Below are 14,513 nucleotides of genomic sequence, written 5' to 3' on the forward strand. Positions count from 1 at the left end.
ACAAAGGATATGCATTAGAAGTCTCAACTCAAGAGGCTCACTATGATTTCAGTTATTATCGCCGCATTTAATGCCGCTGCTACTATTGATCGTTGTATTAGTAGTATTGACGTTGCGAAAAAGAACCATGAGATTGAATTGATCATTATTGACGATGGTTCTGATGATGAAACTGCTAGGTTATTGCACAAGTGGGAAAGTGATAAGACATGGATTACGGTGCAATATCAAAAAAATGGGGGCGTGGCAGATGCTCGTAATACTGGGCTTGATATCGCAACCGGCAACTACATCGTTTTTATAGATGCGGACGACACTATCGACGATTGGTATTTTGACTTTGTGATTGCACAAACGGTTGATCGGGATATCGAGATGTTGGCGTTTGGTCATAAGCGCATCATGCTAAATGGCGATGTGCTCGAGCGACGTAACATTACAGCAGAATATTCACGGCAAGACATTAAAATGCTACAGCTGAGAGTGACAGAGAATAGAAATATATATTGGTATGTAACTACCAAGGTTTATAGCAAAAGCCTGATAGCGGATTTGCGGTTTAATTGTGACATAAAACTTGGTGAAGACGGTATCTTTAATATTGAGTGCTTGGGTAAATCGAACCATTTATCTGTCGTACCCGACTGTCCCTATAACTACTATGAAAATGTTACTTCGATGACGAGTTTGCAATATAAGCCAGGGCTACTCGAGTCTATAGAAGCAGACTATAACGCTAGAGCCAAGATACATGACTGGTCTATCAGTGCTGCTGAGAGGCAAATACTGCTATCAGATTTCGCCCGTAGTTATATCGAGCATATGCTGCCATATTTACTCAATAATTTGGCTCATATTCAGATGAGAAAACGCCATGCAGAGTTGATAAAAATACGCCAGTCTTTCGTTTATCAGAACTGTTTACCGCACTATCATCAACGACATCCAGCACGCGGTATTCGTATCTTGATTTCATGTTTTTCACGACGTTGGTATGTGATGACATTGGCTTTTTTGCAGCTATCTTGGTCTAAAGCAAAGGTAAAAAGACATGTTTAATATTGATTTGTTTCCTCAGGCTTTAAAAAGTGACGAACATGGACAGACCCGTTCTTGTTTGCTGAAACAAACAACCATGGGTGAAAGTGTCACTGAGCAAGAGTTGTGGTTTACATATCCTATCAATCTACCCATGCCAGAAGACGAAGATTGCGACTCTTATTTGTTAGCCACATTGTTGCCTGCGATGCATCTACGTGCGGCTATTCGGGTTCATGGCAGTGTGTCCCACGAGCTATTAGCTAATCTGACAGAACTACAGTATGTTTGGAATAAATGGTTACCAGAGCGTTATTTTGTGATTGATATACAAGTTGATCGTATTAGAGAGTGCGACGTACAAGTAGATGGTGCGATTGCTGCATTTTCTGGTGGCGTGGATGCTCAATTTACCGCTTATCGTCATGCGACAGGCAGAGCAGGATATGCCATGCGAGATATTAAGGCAGGGGTTTTTGTGCATGGCTTTGATATACCTTTAGATGATACAGAAGGTTTTGATAGTGCTGTAGAGATAGCGACCGAAGTACTTTCTGATATTAATGTTGATCTACTGCCGGTTAAGACGAATGTTCGAGTATTGTGGTCTATCGATTGGGAAGAATATCACGCGGCTGCCATTGCTTCCGTTCTATGTGGATTGAAACGATATGCAGGCACTGGACTCATCGGTAGTGGCGATTCTTATGATGTATTACTTACTCCATGGGGATCACATCCCATAACAGATCCATTATTGAGCTGTGGCAATTTTAGAATTATTCATGATGGTGCAGGGTTTCGTCGATCTGAGAAGTTAATCATTCTTTCAAATTGGTCTATAGGCATACGAAACCTACGTGTTTGCTGGGCTGGTAATAAGCATGATAGAAACTGCGGTCACTGTGAAAAATGTGTACGAACTCGACTGAATCTCTTACTTGCAGGTGTTGATAACCCTACTTGTTTTGACACTCCGATAGAGTCGTCACTTTTCAGGTTCATGGTTCTGAAAAGTAAAGCTGTACGCATAGACTGGTCTCTAATTCGTCAAGAAATGATTGAAACGGGCAGGGGTCTTGAGTGGCTTCCGTACATTGAAAAAGTACTCAAACGTAAGTCATCTCCAAAATTGAGTAGGTTGTTTCCTCTTGGGTCAAAGCGTCGCATGTGGGTAAAAAAAATATTAATGAGAAATAAATAAGGGAGTGTCAAAAATGAATACTACCGCCATAAAAAAGCTCATACCACTTAGACTAAAAAAACACTTAGTTACTTATATGGGCGCGCGAGATTTCCCCTTGCCTAGTAGTAATCGATGCTTCATTTTTCTGGCGGCTGACTACGGCAATATTGGTGATATTGCTATCTCTTACGCTCAAAAGCAATACTTGCAACATGTGATGACCAATTATGAAGTTGTCAGTGTTCCTATTAGCCAAACCAGATTGGTGCTTAATTCGATTAAACAACGAATACAACAGAGAGATATTGTCACTATTATTGGGGGAGGCAATATGGGTAGCTCGTATCCTGATATTGAAGAGCTGCGCCAATTAGTTATCAATACATTTCCTACAAATCGCGTTGTGTGTTTTCCTCAGACCTTGGATTGGAGTGATTCTGCTAAGTCTAAGCGAGCATTGCATCGTATCGTAAAGGTCTACGCCAAGCACCCAGATATACACATTTTCGCTAGAGAGTCGATGACAGCGGCCAAACTCACCAAGCTTTTTGCTGAGTATAGTAATGTCCATGTTGGTCTTGTGCCAGATATCGTTATGAGTGCAAACGCAGCAGTACTTGGGACGACAAATGACATAGAGTCTTCAACTATTCTGCGATGCTTACGAGATGACAAGGAAGCTGCTCTATCCACTGAACAATACGGCTTTATAGATAAAGCCTTAGCAGATACTGGTTATCAGATTGAAAAGACAGATACTCATGCTGGCGGCTCTCAATTGGACGAAGCACATTGCAAAAAATTACTGACTGACAAGCTTAGCCAGTTTCGTGCTGCAAAATTGGTCGTGACAGACCGCCTACATGGCATGATTTTATGTTTACTATCGGGTACACCTTGCTTGGTATTGCCGAACTCCAATCATAAGATAAGACAAACGCAGTTAGACTGGTTACGTAATCATCCAAGACTTGTGTTTTTAGAATTAGATGAGGTTGCTGAGATTTCGAAACATATCGACAAACTGCTATCTCTGTCTCATGGCACCATGAATGAGTCACCCGTTCATATCAATGAATACCATGAGTTAGAAAAATCGGTGGTTATGATATGACTAGCCTAGCAGAGCCATTGGTGAGCATTATCGTGCCAGTATACAACGTCGCGTTATATATCGACGCGTGCTTAGAATCTATCAAGCAGCAAACGTATAAGAATATTGAAATCATTGTCGTTGAAGATTGCTCTACTGATAATTCAAAACAAGCGCTTGCCTTACATCTCACAGATAAGCGTATAAGAGTCATTCAACATAATGAAAACAGCGGCCTTTCTGCTGCTCGCAATACTGGTATTAAATCTGCAGTAGGCGATTATATGATGTTCGTGGATTCCGATGACATTGTAGATACTCGCTTAGTAGCAGCTTGTGTAGATTGCGCTCTCACTACCAATGCAGAAGTAGTGACATATGGTTTTGTACCGTTCAAAGAGGGAGCGGCAAAGAATAAACTACCGTATCCAGCTGCTAGCTTGGCATTCGAGGCAACCAAGATAGACGATTCGTATTTTAGCTTACCGCATTTTGCATGGCTAAAATTTATTAAATCCAGTGTCGTGCAAACGGCTTCTCTAAGTTTTCCAGTGGGTTTGTATTACGAGGATTGGCCTTTCCATTGGCATCTTGGCTTATCTACTAAGGCTAGATATCAGTTGCTTATTAATTTTTACCTGTATAGACAGCGAGGCACGTCGATTACGGGTTCAACAGATAAAAAGCTATTAGACCTATTTATCATTCATTCAGAAGTCATGAGTCTAGTAGAAGACTATCAAGCGGATGACGTTAAAAAAATACTTGCCAATAAAATCAGACAAAGTCATTGGAGCATTCTCACCCGTATAGATAATGAGTATTTAGCAAGAGCATTAGCACAAGCTAAAAAAGCAGATAAAGCGCTACGATTAAAAGGTTATCAGAACAATTTGACGTTAAGAAATATAGTAATCAGCAATATAGTACGTATGCCAAGCCAAATCGCGCTGCCTATAATGCAGGTGCTTCGTCAAGCATTAAAGAAAGAAACAAGGTTAAAAGGAAGTAAATTGGAAATAGTTACGAGAAGCAAAGTTGGCTTTATGTTTCTTAGAAGGTAAATGATATGACTATCCGAAGAGTGCTGCACATAGTGGGAAAAATGGATCGTGCTGGGGCAGAGACCATGCTTATGAATTTATATCGTCATATAGATCATAGCCAGATTCAGTTTGATTTTGTTACTTTTACCGACGAGGTCGGCGACTATGACGCTGAGATAACAGCATTGGGCGGTAGGGTTATACCGATTTTAGCTGGTCATTCATTAACGCGCATGCTCAAACTTAAAAAATTCCTTAAACAGCAGCCTGATTATCAAATCGTTCATGCTCATATGCTATTAAACAATGCTTTTCATCTGTTGGCTGCTAAAGGTGCTGGCGTGCCGCATCGCATTTCGCACTCTCATAGCACCAGTAATGGTAAAACCAATATTATTAAAAAGATATATGAACAATGGGCATTAATTACCAATCGTACATTGGCTACTGAGAGAATCAGCTGCGGTGACCATGCTGCAAATTACCTATTTGGTACTACAAAAGATGTGTGGCTACTGCCCAATGCTGTTGATATACAGAAGATGATATCAGGCGCTAACCAATCACGGCATTATATTGATCAGGAGTTTGGTGCTAAAAAATTTGGAGATAAAGGGTTAAAAATCATCCAAGTTGGTCGTCTCAGTGAGGTTAAAAATCATCAGTTTTCTTTAGAAATCGCTGAACAGCTGAAAAGACGTCAAATCGATTTTACCTTATATATCGTTGGACAAGGTCCATTGGAAGATCAATTAAAACGACAAGTGAAAGAGCAAGCCTTAGGGGATAACATTAAGTTTTTGGGTATGCGTACTGATATTACTGAGTTAATGGCCAGTGCTGACTGTATGATTATGCCCTCCCTGCATGAAGGTTTCCCAGTGGTCTTAGTAGAAAGCCAGACAGTAGGACTTATGGCATTAGTCTCTGATCAAGTATCACCTGAAGTGGATTTAGGACTTGGACTTGTATGTTTTTTACCTATACAGTCAGCCAATGTTTGGGTGGATAGTTTGCTGAGTTTTCAGCCTCCAATATCCAATGAAGCAGAAATAACGAAGGCGCTAAATCTACATGGCTTTAGCGCCGCGACCAATTCGCAGAAGTTAACGCAAATGTATTTGAATATGCGATAAGGCTTTTACTTAATATTCAGCTACTTTATAGAGGGTTAAATGCTTCCTTATCTGTTGGTTCTTAGCCTTGTTGTTTTCTGGATAGTACTGGAGAAAAAATCTCTCAATCGTACGTCTTTTTGGCTGCCTTTAATTACTTTAGCGCTGTTCGCAGGCGGTCGTAGCTATTGGGTCGGTACGGATACTGCAAACTATACCAGAAATTTTAATAATAAATTGAGTCCTGAGTCCTTTAGATTTAATGAAGATGTTGAGTACGGTTACCAGCTATTTGAGTATTCATTACTGCATGTGACAAATAACTATTTTTGGCTACTGATTATCACCAGCTTGGTTATCGTCTATTGCTATTTAAAAGTCATTAAAAGATACAGTGTGAACTACTGGCTCTCTGTATTTCTGTTTATTACGCTAGGCGTCTATACCTTTTCATTTAATGGATTGCGTCAAGGAATCGCAATGGCTTTGTTTACTTTAGCCATTCCTTATCTGCTAGAGAAACGGCTTTTTCCTTATCTATTAATATGTGCTATTGCATCATTTTTTCATATCACGGCTTTATTTATCATTCCATTTTATTTCATTGTTAATTTGAGAGTGAAGCCAGCTTATAAAATACTTGCGACATTTTTTGGGTCGTTATTCGTCAGTAGGTTACTCGTATCTTATATTTCATCTACTAATGATCGATATGAAGATTATGCAAAAGTCTCTGAAGAGTCAGGCGGATTTTTGACACTTGGGTTTTACACAGTGCTCATGCTTCTCATCATTATTGCGAGCTATGTATATAAAATCAGAGACAATAGCTTTCAACAGCTATTGATGTTTTATGCATCAGGCGTGGTTTTTGTCATACCACTAGCGCTGTTAGGTACTAGTGCTTCAGGCCCGCAAAGAATCATTTCGTATTTTACATGGACTTTGGTTTTGTTACTGCCTGTGGTTTTGAAAAAGATAAATAACATTTATGTCTATATCATCAGTGTATTTATCTTCCTTGCGTATTTCATCTTGACGACATCAAAGTTCAGCGACCTGAGTCCTTATATTATCAATCCTATGTTTGAGGTGTTCTGATGAAAAGTCACGCTTATATCTCAATTGGCATTCCTATCTATAACGCTGAAGCCTATTTGGCGACAGCTATAAAGTCGATATGGGCGCAGACACACGAGCTGTGGGAGCTTATTTTGATAGATGATGGTTCTACAGACAACTCGCTAGCAATAGCCAAACAATTTGAAAAGGTTGATAGCAGAATAAGAGTGATATCTGATGGTTACAACAAGAAACTGCCTGCTCGTCTGAACCAGCTTATTGATGAATCAAAATATGATTACATTGCTCGTATGGATGCTGACGATCTCATTCATCCAGATAGATTAGCTATACAAATAAACTTTCTAGAGAACAATCCCAGTTATGACTTGGTGTCGACTGGTGTAGTATCTATTGATGCTCAAAACAAGGTGTATGGCTGTCGTCATATAGACGATTTATATGCAGGATTTGAGAGTGTGGAGACTGCATATCCTATTGTCCATGCGTCTATTTTGGCAAAAAAAAGTTGGTATGAGCGTAATAGATACAATGAGAATTATCCAAGGTCTGAAGATTATGACCTGTGGTGTAGAGCCATATCCAAACAGGATTTGCGCTTAGCCGTGCTCCCAGACTTGCTCTATTACTATAGAGAAGAGGGCAATCTGTCATTAGCAAAAATCGTTCGATCTTACAAAGATAGTCTTACGACATATAGTGAATATAAAAAAACCAATATCGTCGACAGTGCTAAGTTAGAAGCAAAAATCGGTGCGGTAAGGTTATTAGACTCGCTAGGGCTCTTGCAAAAGATAGCCAATAAGAGAAACAAAATAACGATGTCCGAGGAACTCAAAGACAGCCATCAAGCGGTTGTTGATGGTTTGGTTGCTGAATAAATTTATCAATGAAGTAATAATGAGGTGCTTAAATGAAACCAAAAATATGCTTTATTATGACGGACGCCGTTTCTTTTAATGTGTTGTATCGCAATCAGCTTGAATATATTAGAGACTCTTCAAACTTTGAGATTACGGTAATCTGTGGTGGCAGTAGGGAGCAGCTAGATCTTTTACGAGCTCGTAATCTAGGAGAGGTGGTTGATTTGAATTTTCAGCGCAAGCCTTCTGTACTACAAGATGCCAAATCATTAGTGCTATTGACTCGTTACCTGTTTACTAGACGATTTGATATTGTGATTTATTTAACACCAAAGGCTTTATTGTTAGGAAGCATAGCCAGCACACTCACTATGCAAAAGAGAAGGGTTGCCTTTAGTGTGGGACGAGCCTACGAGAACTTTTCAGGCCTAAAGAAGCGCGCTTTTCAGGGTCTTGATCAACTTAGCTTTGGTCTTTCTCATGAGGTTCTATTCGTTTCTGATTCTTTAGTAAATGTTTGCTTGTCAGAGAATCTTCTTAAAGAACATAAGGCTCGTGTCATCGATAATGGTTCATTTAACGGTATTGATATTGATGTGCTCAGACCGGTAGAGCAAATGGAAAAACAAAAATTAAGACGACAGTATGGAGTGCCTGTAGATGGCTTCGTGATTTGCGTTGTCGGTAGAATTTGTGAAGACAAAGGCCTAAAAGATATTGGTGAGATATCTGAAAGCCTTAAATCAGAGAATATTCACTTTATGTTCATCGGAGATTTCGAAGATGACATCGGCAAGGCGGTCGTTGATAGAATAGTGAGAGAGGGTAAGGGCGTATATATACCAGCCAATCCAAAAGTAGAAGAGGTAATTCAATGTGCTGATTTGCATCTATTTTTAAGCTACCGAGAAGGTTTTGGGAATGTTGCTATCGAAGCAGCTAGTTGCGGTGTGCCAACGTTTGCCTATGATGTGGTGGGTGTAAAAGATAGTGTAAAACAAGATATCAGCGGTCGAAAGTTCCAGTTAAAAGACACTGTGACCGTGACAGAAGCCATCAAGCAAGCAATCACTGATACCAATTTTAAAGATAAGTACCCTAAAGCGAGAGCTTGGGCGGTTCAGCACTTCGAACAAAAAGAACTATGGCAGAGTTATTTGGATTTTTATCTACACCATACAAATAAGGTCTAACAGATGATAAAACGACTATTTGACATTGTAGGTGCAACGACAGCGTTAGTAGTGCTGTCTCCTGTCTATGCTGCAACTGCATATAAGGTGAGTAAAAATCTTGGCGCGCCTGTTCTATTTCGTCAGATTCGTCCAGGTCTGTATGGCAAACCATTTGAGATGATAAAGTTTCGTTCCATGAAGGATGATATAGACGCAGATGGCAATCCTCTAGAAGATGGCGCGCGATTGACATCGTTTGGTAAAGCGCTGCGTAACACCAGCCTTGATGAGTTGCCTGAACTTTGGAATGTCATAAAAGGTGATATGAGTCTAGTGGGCCCGCGACCATTATTGATGGAGTATCTGCCCTTATATAATGATGAACAAGCGCGCCGACACAATGTGCGCCCAGGTATTACAGGTTATGCTCAAATTAATGGTCGCAATGCTATTGGATGGAATGAGAGGTTTGCATTGGACACATGGTATGTGGACAATCAGTCGCTGTGGTTGGATATCAAGATTTTATTTAAAACAGTGAAAAAAGTTATTGTCAAAGATGGTATCAGTGCTGAGGGTGAAGCGACTATGAGTAAATTCATGGGCAATAGTATTAATGAAGAAATGCTTTAAAAGTACTCTTTGCTGATAACAATACAGCTAATTGAAAAGTTTAGGCATGAAGCAAATCATGATAGATAAGAAGGTTAATAACATAGTGAGCAGTTTATCGTAGAGCGTGACACAACATTAGACATAAGTACCATAGAGGAACATATGCTAAATACCCCTTTTTCACCTTGGCCAAAATTTACGCAACATGAGGCTGATGCTGTCAGTCGAGTGCTACTATCTAATAAAGTCAATTATTGGACAGGCGAAGAATGTCGTCAGTTTGAGCGAGAGTTTGCTGATTGGACAGGTAGTAAATACGCAATAGCGTTGGGTAATGGCACCTTGGCATTAGATGTCGCGTTACAAGCACTCGATATAGGTACAGATGATGAGGTCATTGTCACACCGCGTACCTTTATTGCTAGTATCTCGTCAATCGTTAATGCAGGTGCGACCCCTATCTTTGCAGATGTCGATGAAGCAACTGGCAATATTACCGCTGAGACCATCACAGCTGTACTGAGTGATAAAACCAAAGGTATCGTATGCGTCCATCTAGCTGGCTGGCCATGCGATATGGACAGCATTATGGCACTGGCAGATGAGCATGACCTATATGTCATTGAAGATTGCGCACAAGCTCATGGCGCACGATATAAAGGGCGAAGTGTTGGCAGTATTGGTCATGTTGGGGCATGGAGTTTTTGCCAAGATAAAATTATGACCACAGGAGGTGAGGGCGGTATGGTCACCACCGATAGCGAGCTACTATGGCGAAAAATGTGGGCGTATAAGGATCATGGTAAGAGCTATGCTGCAGTCTATGAAACGGAGCAATCACCTGGCTACAACTGGCTGCATGAGAGCTTTGGCACCAATTGGCGTATGACTGAGATGCAAGGCGTTTTGGGACGTATTCAACTGGAAAAAATGAGTAAGTGGACAGCCAAACGGGCTGCTAATGCGCAAGCCATACTAGAGGCCTGTAGCAAATGGGAGTCCGAAGGTTACCTTTGTGTGCCGAGACTAGAGCATTTAGCGCAGTTCTCAAATGCTAACCATGCTTACTATAAATTATATGTCTATGTGCAGTCCGATAATCTACCTGATGGCTGGACACGTGACCGTATTATTGAAGCAATTAACAATCAAGGTGTGCCTTGCTTCTCTGGATCTGCGTCAGAAGTCTATTTGGAGAAGGCCTTTGATAATACTGGGTTGCGTCCAAGCATTAGATTGCCAATGGCAAAGCAGCTAGGTGAGAGTAGTCTGATGTTTCTAGTGCATCCTACGCTTACGGCAGCTGAAATTGGACTGACAATACAAGCGATCGATAGCGTGTTTGATTCGATGGTCAAATAAGACGATAATTAATTAATGATTATTTTTAGAAATCTACTTTGAATTTGACGCTATTTTTACTGAAAGCACAAGATACATTTGCCTACACATACGTAATGCTGTTTAATTCACTTATTATAAAAATTTATCAGTGCGCAGGCTTTATCTTACGCTAGGATTTTGTAGCGTACACAGGTACAATATTACTCTTAGTCAAAGATTGACGAACCAAAGGACAGGCATGCAAAATATTTGCGCGCGCTGTCTTTATTTTTTTATATCGTACCCTCTATTGGAGTTACTATGTCTACTGCCCAAGAATCTGCCACCGTTTTGGACGGCAAAGCACTTGCCAAACAAATAGAACAGGATCTGCGCACGCGCGTAGATATGATTAAGGAAAAGACTGGCCGCACCCCAAGCTTAGCGACGATATTGGTTGGTGACGATCCAGCCTCTGCCACTTATGTTCGTATGAAAGGCAACGCCTGTAAGCGTGTTGGCATGGACTCTATACGCGTTGAGATGCCGAGTGCCACGACCACTGAGCAGCTCATGGCAAAGATAGATGAGTTAAATAGCAATCCAGATGTACACGGCATTTTGCTACAGCATCCTGTTCCTGAGCATATTGATGAGCGTGCTTGTTTTGAGCAGATTGACTTAGCAAAAGACGTCGATGGTGTGACTTGCCTTGGTTTTGGTCGTATGGCGATGCAGCAGTCAGCTTATGGCTCATGCACACCGCAGGGCATTATGCATTTGTTAGAGCATCATAATATCGAGCTATCAGGTAAAGAAGCAGTAGTCGTAGGGCGTAGTGCTATCTTAGGTAAGCCAATGGCGATGATGCTATTGAATGCTAACTGTACGGTGACGATCTGCCATTCAAGAACTCAAGATTTGGCAGCGCATATCAAGCGTGCAGACATCGTGGTTGGTGCGGTAGGCGTACCTGAGCTGATTAAAGCGGAGTGGATCAAATCAGGGGCAGTTGTCATTGACGCAGGTTTCCATCCGACAGATGACGGCGGTGTTGGTGATATCGAAATGAAAGGCATGGAAAACATTGCCAGCGCTTATACGCCAGTACCAGGCGGCGTTGGCCCAATGACTATCAACACGCTTATTCGCCAAACGGTCGATGCTGCTGAAAAATCAGCGGGTTTGAATAACGGCTAAAAAAATAGTCATACGAATACTGATTGCCGATATATAAGGGGCCTGAGGTAACATAGACTCAGGCTAAGTCAACCACATTTCAGTTGATAGGACCTAAACATGGCTAAAAAAAACGTAGGTGTCCATGAGCGACTACAAGGTATTGGTAGAGAGTTTGTCGATGTCTGTCATTATGTTATTTTATTTCTAATCAGTGTAGTGGTAGTCTGGACCGCAGGTAAAGAGTTTATTTATATTGTCCAAAAGGGTTCAGCGGATCTAAAAGACATATTGATGTTATTTATTTACCTTGAGCTACTGGCTATGATAGGTATCTACTTTAAAACCCACCGACTGCCAGTACAGTTTTTGATATTTATTGCCATAACGGCCTTGTCACGACATTTGGTGGTTGATGTGCAGGCTGTTTCAGACTATTTCCATTTATGGCTACTAGCGACAATTTCCGTGGCCATCATGCTACTAAGCGGCTCTATTGTAATCTTGACTTGGACGGCCAAAACATTTGGTCGCCCAGAAGACAATCTTGATAGACAATATGCAAATTTAACAGTCAAAGCTATGCTGCCTGATAATGCACAAGCGCCTGATAGTCATACCAAGCATCGCCGTGAATAATTAGATAGCAATATAAAAAGATAGCAACATAAAAAAAGAGCGACCAGTGGTTGCTCTTTTTTTATACCTAGTGTTTGGTGTTATAACCATTTCAATCTTTTGAAGTTGTAGTACAGATAGCTACATAAGGCGATGATAATGGCCATAATAACAAGGTAAGAGTATTTCCAATGCAGCTCAGGCATAAAGTCAAAGTTCATGCCATAAATGCCAGCGATAGCTGTCGGCACTGCCAGAATACCTGCCCATGCCGCGAGCTTACGCACCACTTCATTCTGACCCATATTGACCATCGCCATATAGGTGTTCATCACCACACTCAGCATTTCATTGAGACCATTAATAGCATCTAGTGAGTGCAACAGGTGATCGTTAACATCGCGAAAATACGGCTTAGCGGCTTGAGAAAACCCAGAGACAATCTCACTTTTTTTATGATTGATAAAAAAGCTACAGATGTCTTGCACAGGTAAGATGATAGCGCGCATATGTACCAGTTGCGATTTAAGCTCGTAGAGGTTTTTTAGCGTGCCTTTATCAAACTCAGAAGTGAATACATAGCGCTCCTGCTCGCGCAAGTAACGGCCCAATCGATCGGTAATCGGCATATAGTTATCAACGATAAAATCAAGGATAGCGTGCAGTACAAAGATAGGACCCATACGTAACTTTTCAGGACGGCGATGGCAATGCTCACGTACTGGCGCATAGGAGTTTGACGGACCATTACGAATCGTAATGAGGTAGTTTTTACCCATAAATATCGCAGTAGTACCATAACGAATGACATTATCTTCTAGCTTGGCCGTACGTAGCACTACAAAGACCATGTCATTATCGTAGTTTTCGACCTTGGCACGTTGATGATCAGCAAAGGCATCTTCAATCGCTAGCTCATGCAGGTCAAAGGCTTCCTTTACTTTGACCATGGTTTCTAAGCTTGGATCATATAGCCCAAGCCAAATAAATTGACCGTTGTTCCCTAGCGTACGACTCACATCATTGAGTGCCACTCTATTAAGGTTCTCACCTGTTTTACGTGAGTAAGCGTAGCAATTGACCACTTCGCCTGCACTTGATGAATCAATATCTTCATAGCGTTCAGAGTCAGGATCGTAGACCGTCATAGTCTCGATAGTGTCTTCAGTAGTGGCGTCCACATCACCATAAATATAGCTATCATCATCGTCCAAATAGAGATGCTTGTCATTCATATTGGCGTAGATATGATTCATATTGGAATCAGGCGCAATATGAGCCGTTTTTTTAATCAATTGATTATTATCATTTTCCATATACTTTCCTGTCATATAATAAAAAACTTCAATAATCCAAATATGCTGTGAACGCTGCTACGGTTTTATCGTGTGCCAATGTTATCTATAGGGCATAGCTTTTTAGCGTATCGATATCTACCAATGCCAATAGGCTCTCGTGACACGCTTCTAGTTTGATTTGCGGTGCAATATCGAAGTCCAATGCTTCAACCCAACGTAGCGCACAGATGCACCAATAGTCACCAGGTTTGAGACCAGGAAAATTGTATTCAGGTAGTGGGGTAATCAGGTCGTTACCGCGACTGGCAGAGAAGTTTAAAAACTCGCTGGTCATCTTGGCGCAGACGGTATGTTGACCGACATCATGGTTGCCAGTATGGCAAAAACCATTGCGATAATAGCCAGTGATGGGATCGAAACAACAGCTGGCAAGTGCGGTGCCTAAGACATTGGTTTGGTTGATCGCAGGGTTTGGGTGGTAATCAGATGACATAAGGCTTCCGAGATAAAAATATGTGTTAGTGTATCATGAGTCTGTGTTGATGACGCTGCGATAATCGCGCTCATTATCTTATGGTTAACAAAAAATAAACCTCTCGGCTATTCGCCCAATATTGAGCCAAATATATCAATGATGACTGTTACATCTGCTAAGCTAATAAGCAGCAATTGAACTGTAATTAGATAGTGATTGTGGCTAATTGTCACTAGGCGAACCTTGAGTGCTATGCTAAACTAAAGCATAAAGTGCCTTGATTATTTGTCGCAATTTTTTAGCGCATAAAGATACTCGTCTTATCATTCTAAATTATACTTATTATTCACCCTTTTGCGGTTACCTGGTTTGTTTATAAATAATTGGGTCAATGATGTTGCGCGTT

The 14,513-nt window shown here is 41.0% G+C and carries 14 protein-coding genes; 12 read left to right on the forward strand and 2 right to left on the reverse strand.

Annotated elements, in window-relative coordinates; genetic code table 11:
* Positions 1 to 42 precede the first annotated feature (42 nt).
* From IEE84_RS03460 to IEE84_RS03515, 12 genes are all read left to right on the forward strand, one after another.
* The gene (locus IEE84_RS03460; RefSeq protein ID WP_191114855.1) at positions 43 to 1,059 is read left to right on the forward strand and encodes a glycosyltransferase family 2 protein; all 1,017 of its coding nucleotides are present in this window, start codon (positions 43 to 45) and stop codon (positions 1,057 to 1,059) included.
* On the forward strand, positions 1,052 to 2,242 hold the full coding sequence (locus IEE84_RS03465; protein WP_191114856.1) for a hypothetical protein: 1,191 nt from the start codon (positions 1,052 to 1,054) through the stop codon (positions 2,240 to 2,242). Before IEE84_RS03460 ends, IEE84_RS03465 begins: the two co-directional genes overlap by 8 nt.
* Positions 2,243 to 2,255: 13 nt before the next feature.
* Positions 2,256 to 3,338 (forward strand): polysaccharide pyruvyl transferase family protein, encoded by a 1,083-nt coding sequence (locus IEE84_RS03470; protein WP_191114857.1) that lies wholly within the window; start codon positions 2,256 to 2,258, stop codon positions 3,336 to 3,338.
* The gene (locus IEE84_RS03475) at positions 3,335 to 4,381 is read left to right on the forward strand and encodes a glycosyltransferase family 2 protein (protein ID WP_191114858.1); all 1,047 of its coding nucleotides are present in this window, start codon (positions 3,335 to 3,337) and stop codon (positions 4,379 to 4,381) included. The genes IEE84_RS03470 and IEE84_RS03475 overlap by 4 nt, the downstream gene beginning before the upstream one ends.
* Positions 4,382 to 4,386: 5 nt before the next feature.
* Positions 4,387 to 5,499: a glycosyltransferase gene (locus IEE84_RS03480; RefSeq protein ID WP_224737880.1), complete on the forward strand. Its 1,113-nt coding sequence runs from the start codon at positions 4,387 to 4,389 to the stop codon at positions 5,497 to 5,499.
* Positions 5,500 to 5,538: 39 nt separating this feature from the next.
* Positions 5,539 to 6,579 carry an EpsG family protein gene (locus IEE84_RS03485; RefSeq protein ID WP_191114859.1) on the forward strand — a complete coding sequence of 347 codons (1,041 nt, stop codon included), beginning with the start codon at positions 5,539 to 5,541 and terminating at the stop codon, positions 6,577 to 6,579.
* A complete protein-coding gene (locus IEE84_RS03490) occupies positions 6,579 to 7,442 on the forward strand; it encodes a glycosyltransferase family 2 protein (protein WP_191114860.1) in 864 nt (287 codons plus the stop codon). The genes IEE84_RS03485 and IEE84_RS03490 overlap by 1 nt, the downstream gene beginning before the upstream one ends.
* A 32-nt stretch (positions 7,443 to 7,474) precedes the next feature.
* A complete protein-coding gene (locus IEE84_RS03495) occupies positions 7,475 to 8,617 on the forward strand; it encodes a glycosyltransferase (protein WP_191114861.1) in 1,143 nt (380 codons plus the stop codon).
* Positions 8,618 to 8,620: 3 nt separating this feature from the next.
* Entirely contained in the window at positions 8,621 to 9,232 is a 612-nt protein-coding gene (locus IEE84_RS03500; RefSeq protein WP_191114862.1) for a sugar transferase, read from the forward strand.
* Between the two features lie 144 nt (positions 9,233 to 9,376).
* Positions 9,377 to 10,576, forward strand: coding sequence for a DegT/DnrJ/EryC1/StrS family aminotransferase (locus IEE84_RS03505; RefSeq protein ID WP_191114863.1), 1,200 nt, complete (start codon positions 9,377 to 9,379; stop codon positions 10,574 to 10,576).
* Positions 10,577 to 10,858: 282 nt separating this feature from the next.
* On the forward strand, positions 10,859 to 11,737 hold the full coding sequence (gene folD, locus IEE84_RS03510; RefSeq protein WP_191114864.1) for a bifunctional methylenetetrahydrofolate dehydrogenase/methenyltetrahydrofolate cyclohydrolase FolD: 879 nt from the start codon (positions 10,859 to 10,861) through the stop codon (positions 11,735 to 11,737).
* 99 nt (positions 11,738 to 11,836) lie between these two features.
* On the forward strand, positions 11,837 to 12,355 hold the full coding sequence (locus IEE84_RS03515) for a phosphate-starvation-inducible protein PsiE (RefSeq protein WP_191114865.1): 519 nt from the start codon (positions 11,837 to 11,839) through the stop codon (positions 12,353 to 12,355).
* 80 nt (positions 12,356 to 12,435) lie between these two features.
* On the opposite strand, the gene corA is transcribed toward IEE84_RS03515, so the two are convergent.
* The gene (gene corA, locus IEE84_RS03520; protein ID WP_371546973.1) at positions 12,436 to 13,590 is read right to left on the reverse strand and encodes a magnesium/cobalt transporter CorA; all 1,155 of its coding nucleotides are present in this window, start codon (positions 13,588 to 13,590) and stop codon (positions 12,436 to 12,438) included.
* A 145-nt stretch (positions 13,591 to 13,735) separates the two neighbouring features.
* The gene (locus IEE84_RS03525; protein ID WP_057759025.1) at positions 13,736 to 14,125 is read right to left on the reverse strand and encodes a DUF2237 family protein; all 390 of its coding nucleotides are present in this window, start codon (positions 14,123 to 14,125) and stop codon (positions 13,736 to 13,738) included.
* Positions 14,126 to 14,513 lie beyond the last annotated feature (388 nt).

It is taken from the genome of Psychrobacter sp. 28M-43 (genome assembly GCF_014770435.1).
Lineage (GTDB): Bacteria > Pseudomonadota > Gammaproteobacteria > Pseudomonadales > Moraxellaceae > Psychrobacter.

Bases quoted from the DNA above. Each gene is read 5' to 3' on its own strand.
- IEE84_RS03515 (WP_191114865.1), top strand. From the start codon at position 11,837: ATGGCTAAAAAAAACGTAGGTGTCCATGAGCGACTACAAGGTATTGGT.
- IEE84_RS03490 (WP_191114860.1), top strand. From the start codon at position 6,579: ATGAAAAGTCACGCTTATATCTCAATTGGCATTCCTATCTATAACGCT.
- IEE84_RS03465 (WP_191114856.1), top strand. From the start codon at position 1,052: ATGTTTAATATTGATTTGTTTCCTCAGGCTTTAAAAAGTGACGAACAT.
- IEE84_RS03470 (WP_191114857.1), top strand. From the start codon at position 2,256: ATGAATACTACCGCCATAAAAAAGCTCATACCACTTAGACTAAAAAAA.
- IEE84_RS03460 (WP_191114855.1), top strand. From the start codon at position 43: ATGATTTCAGTTATTATCGCCGCATTTAATGCCGCTGCTACTATTGAT.
- folD (WP_191114864.1), top strand. From the start codon at position 10,859: ATGTCTACTGCCCAAGAATCTGCCACCGTTTTGGACGGCAAAGCACTT.
- IEE84_RS03525 (WP_057759025.1), bottom strand. From the start codon at position 14,125: ATGTCATCTGATTACCACCCAAACCCTGCGATCAACCAAACCAATGTC.
- IEE84_RS03480 (WP_224737880.1), top strand. From the start codon at position 4,387: ATGACTATCCGAAGAGTGCTGCACATAGTGGGAAAAATGGATCGTGCT.
- IEE84_RS03475 (WP_191114858.1), top strand. From the start codon at position 3,335: ATGACTAGCCTAGCAGAGCCATTGGTGAGCATTATCGTGCCAGTATAC.
- corA (WP_371546973.1), bottom strand. From the start codon at position 13,590: ATGAATCATATCTACGCCAATATGAATGACAAGCATCTCTATTTGGAC.
- IEE84_RS03495 (WP_191114861.1), top strand. From the start codon at position 7,475: ATGAAACCAAAAATATGCTTTATTATGACGGACGCCGTTTCTTTTAAT.
- IEE84_RS03485 (WP_191114859.1), top strand. From the start codon at position 5,539: ATGCTTCCTTATCTGTTGGTTCTTAGCCTTGTTGTTTTCTGGATAGTA.
- IEE84_RS03505 (WP_191114863.1), top strand. From the start codon at position 9,377: ATGCTAAATACCCCTTTTTCACCTTGGCCAAAATTTACGCAACATGAG.
- IEE84_RS03500 (WP_191114862.1), top strand. From the start codon at position 8,621: ATGATAAAACGACTATTTGACATTGTAGGTGCAACGACAGCGTTAGTA.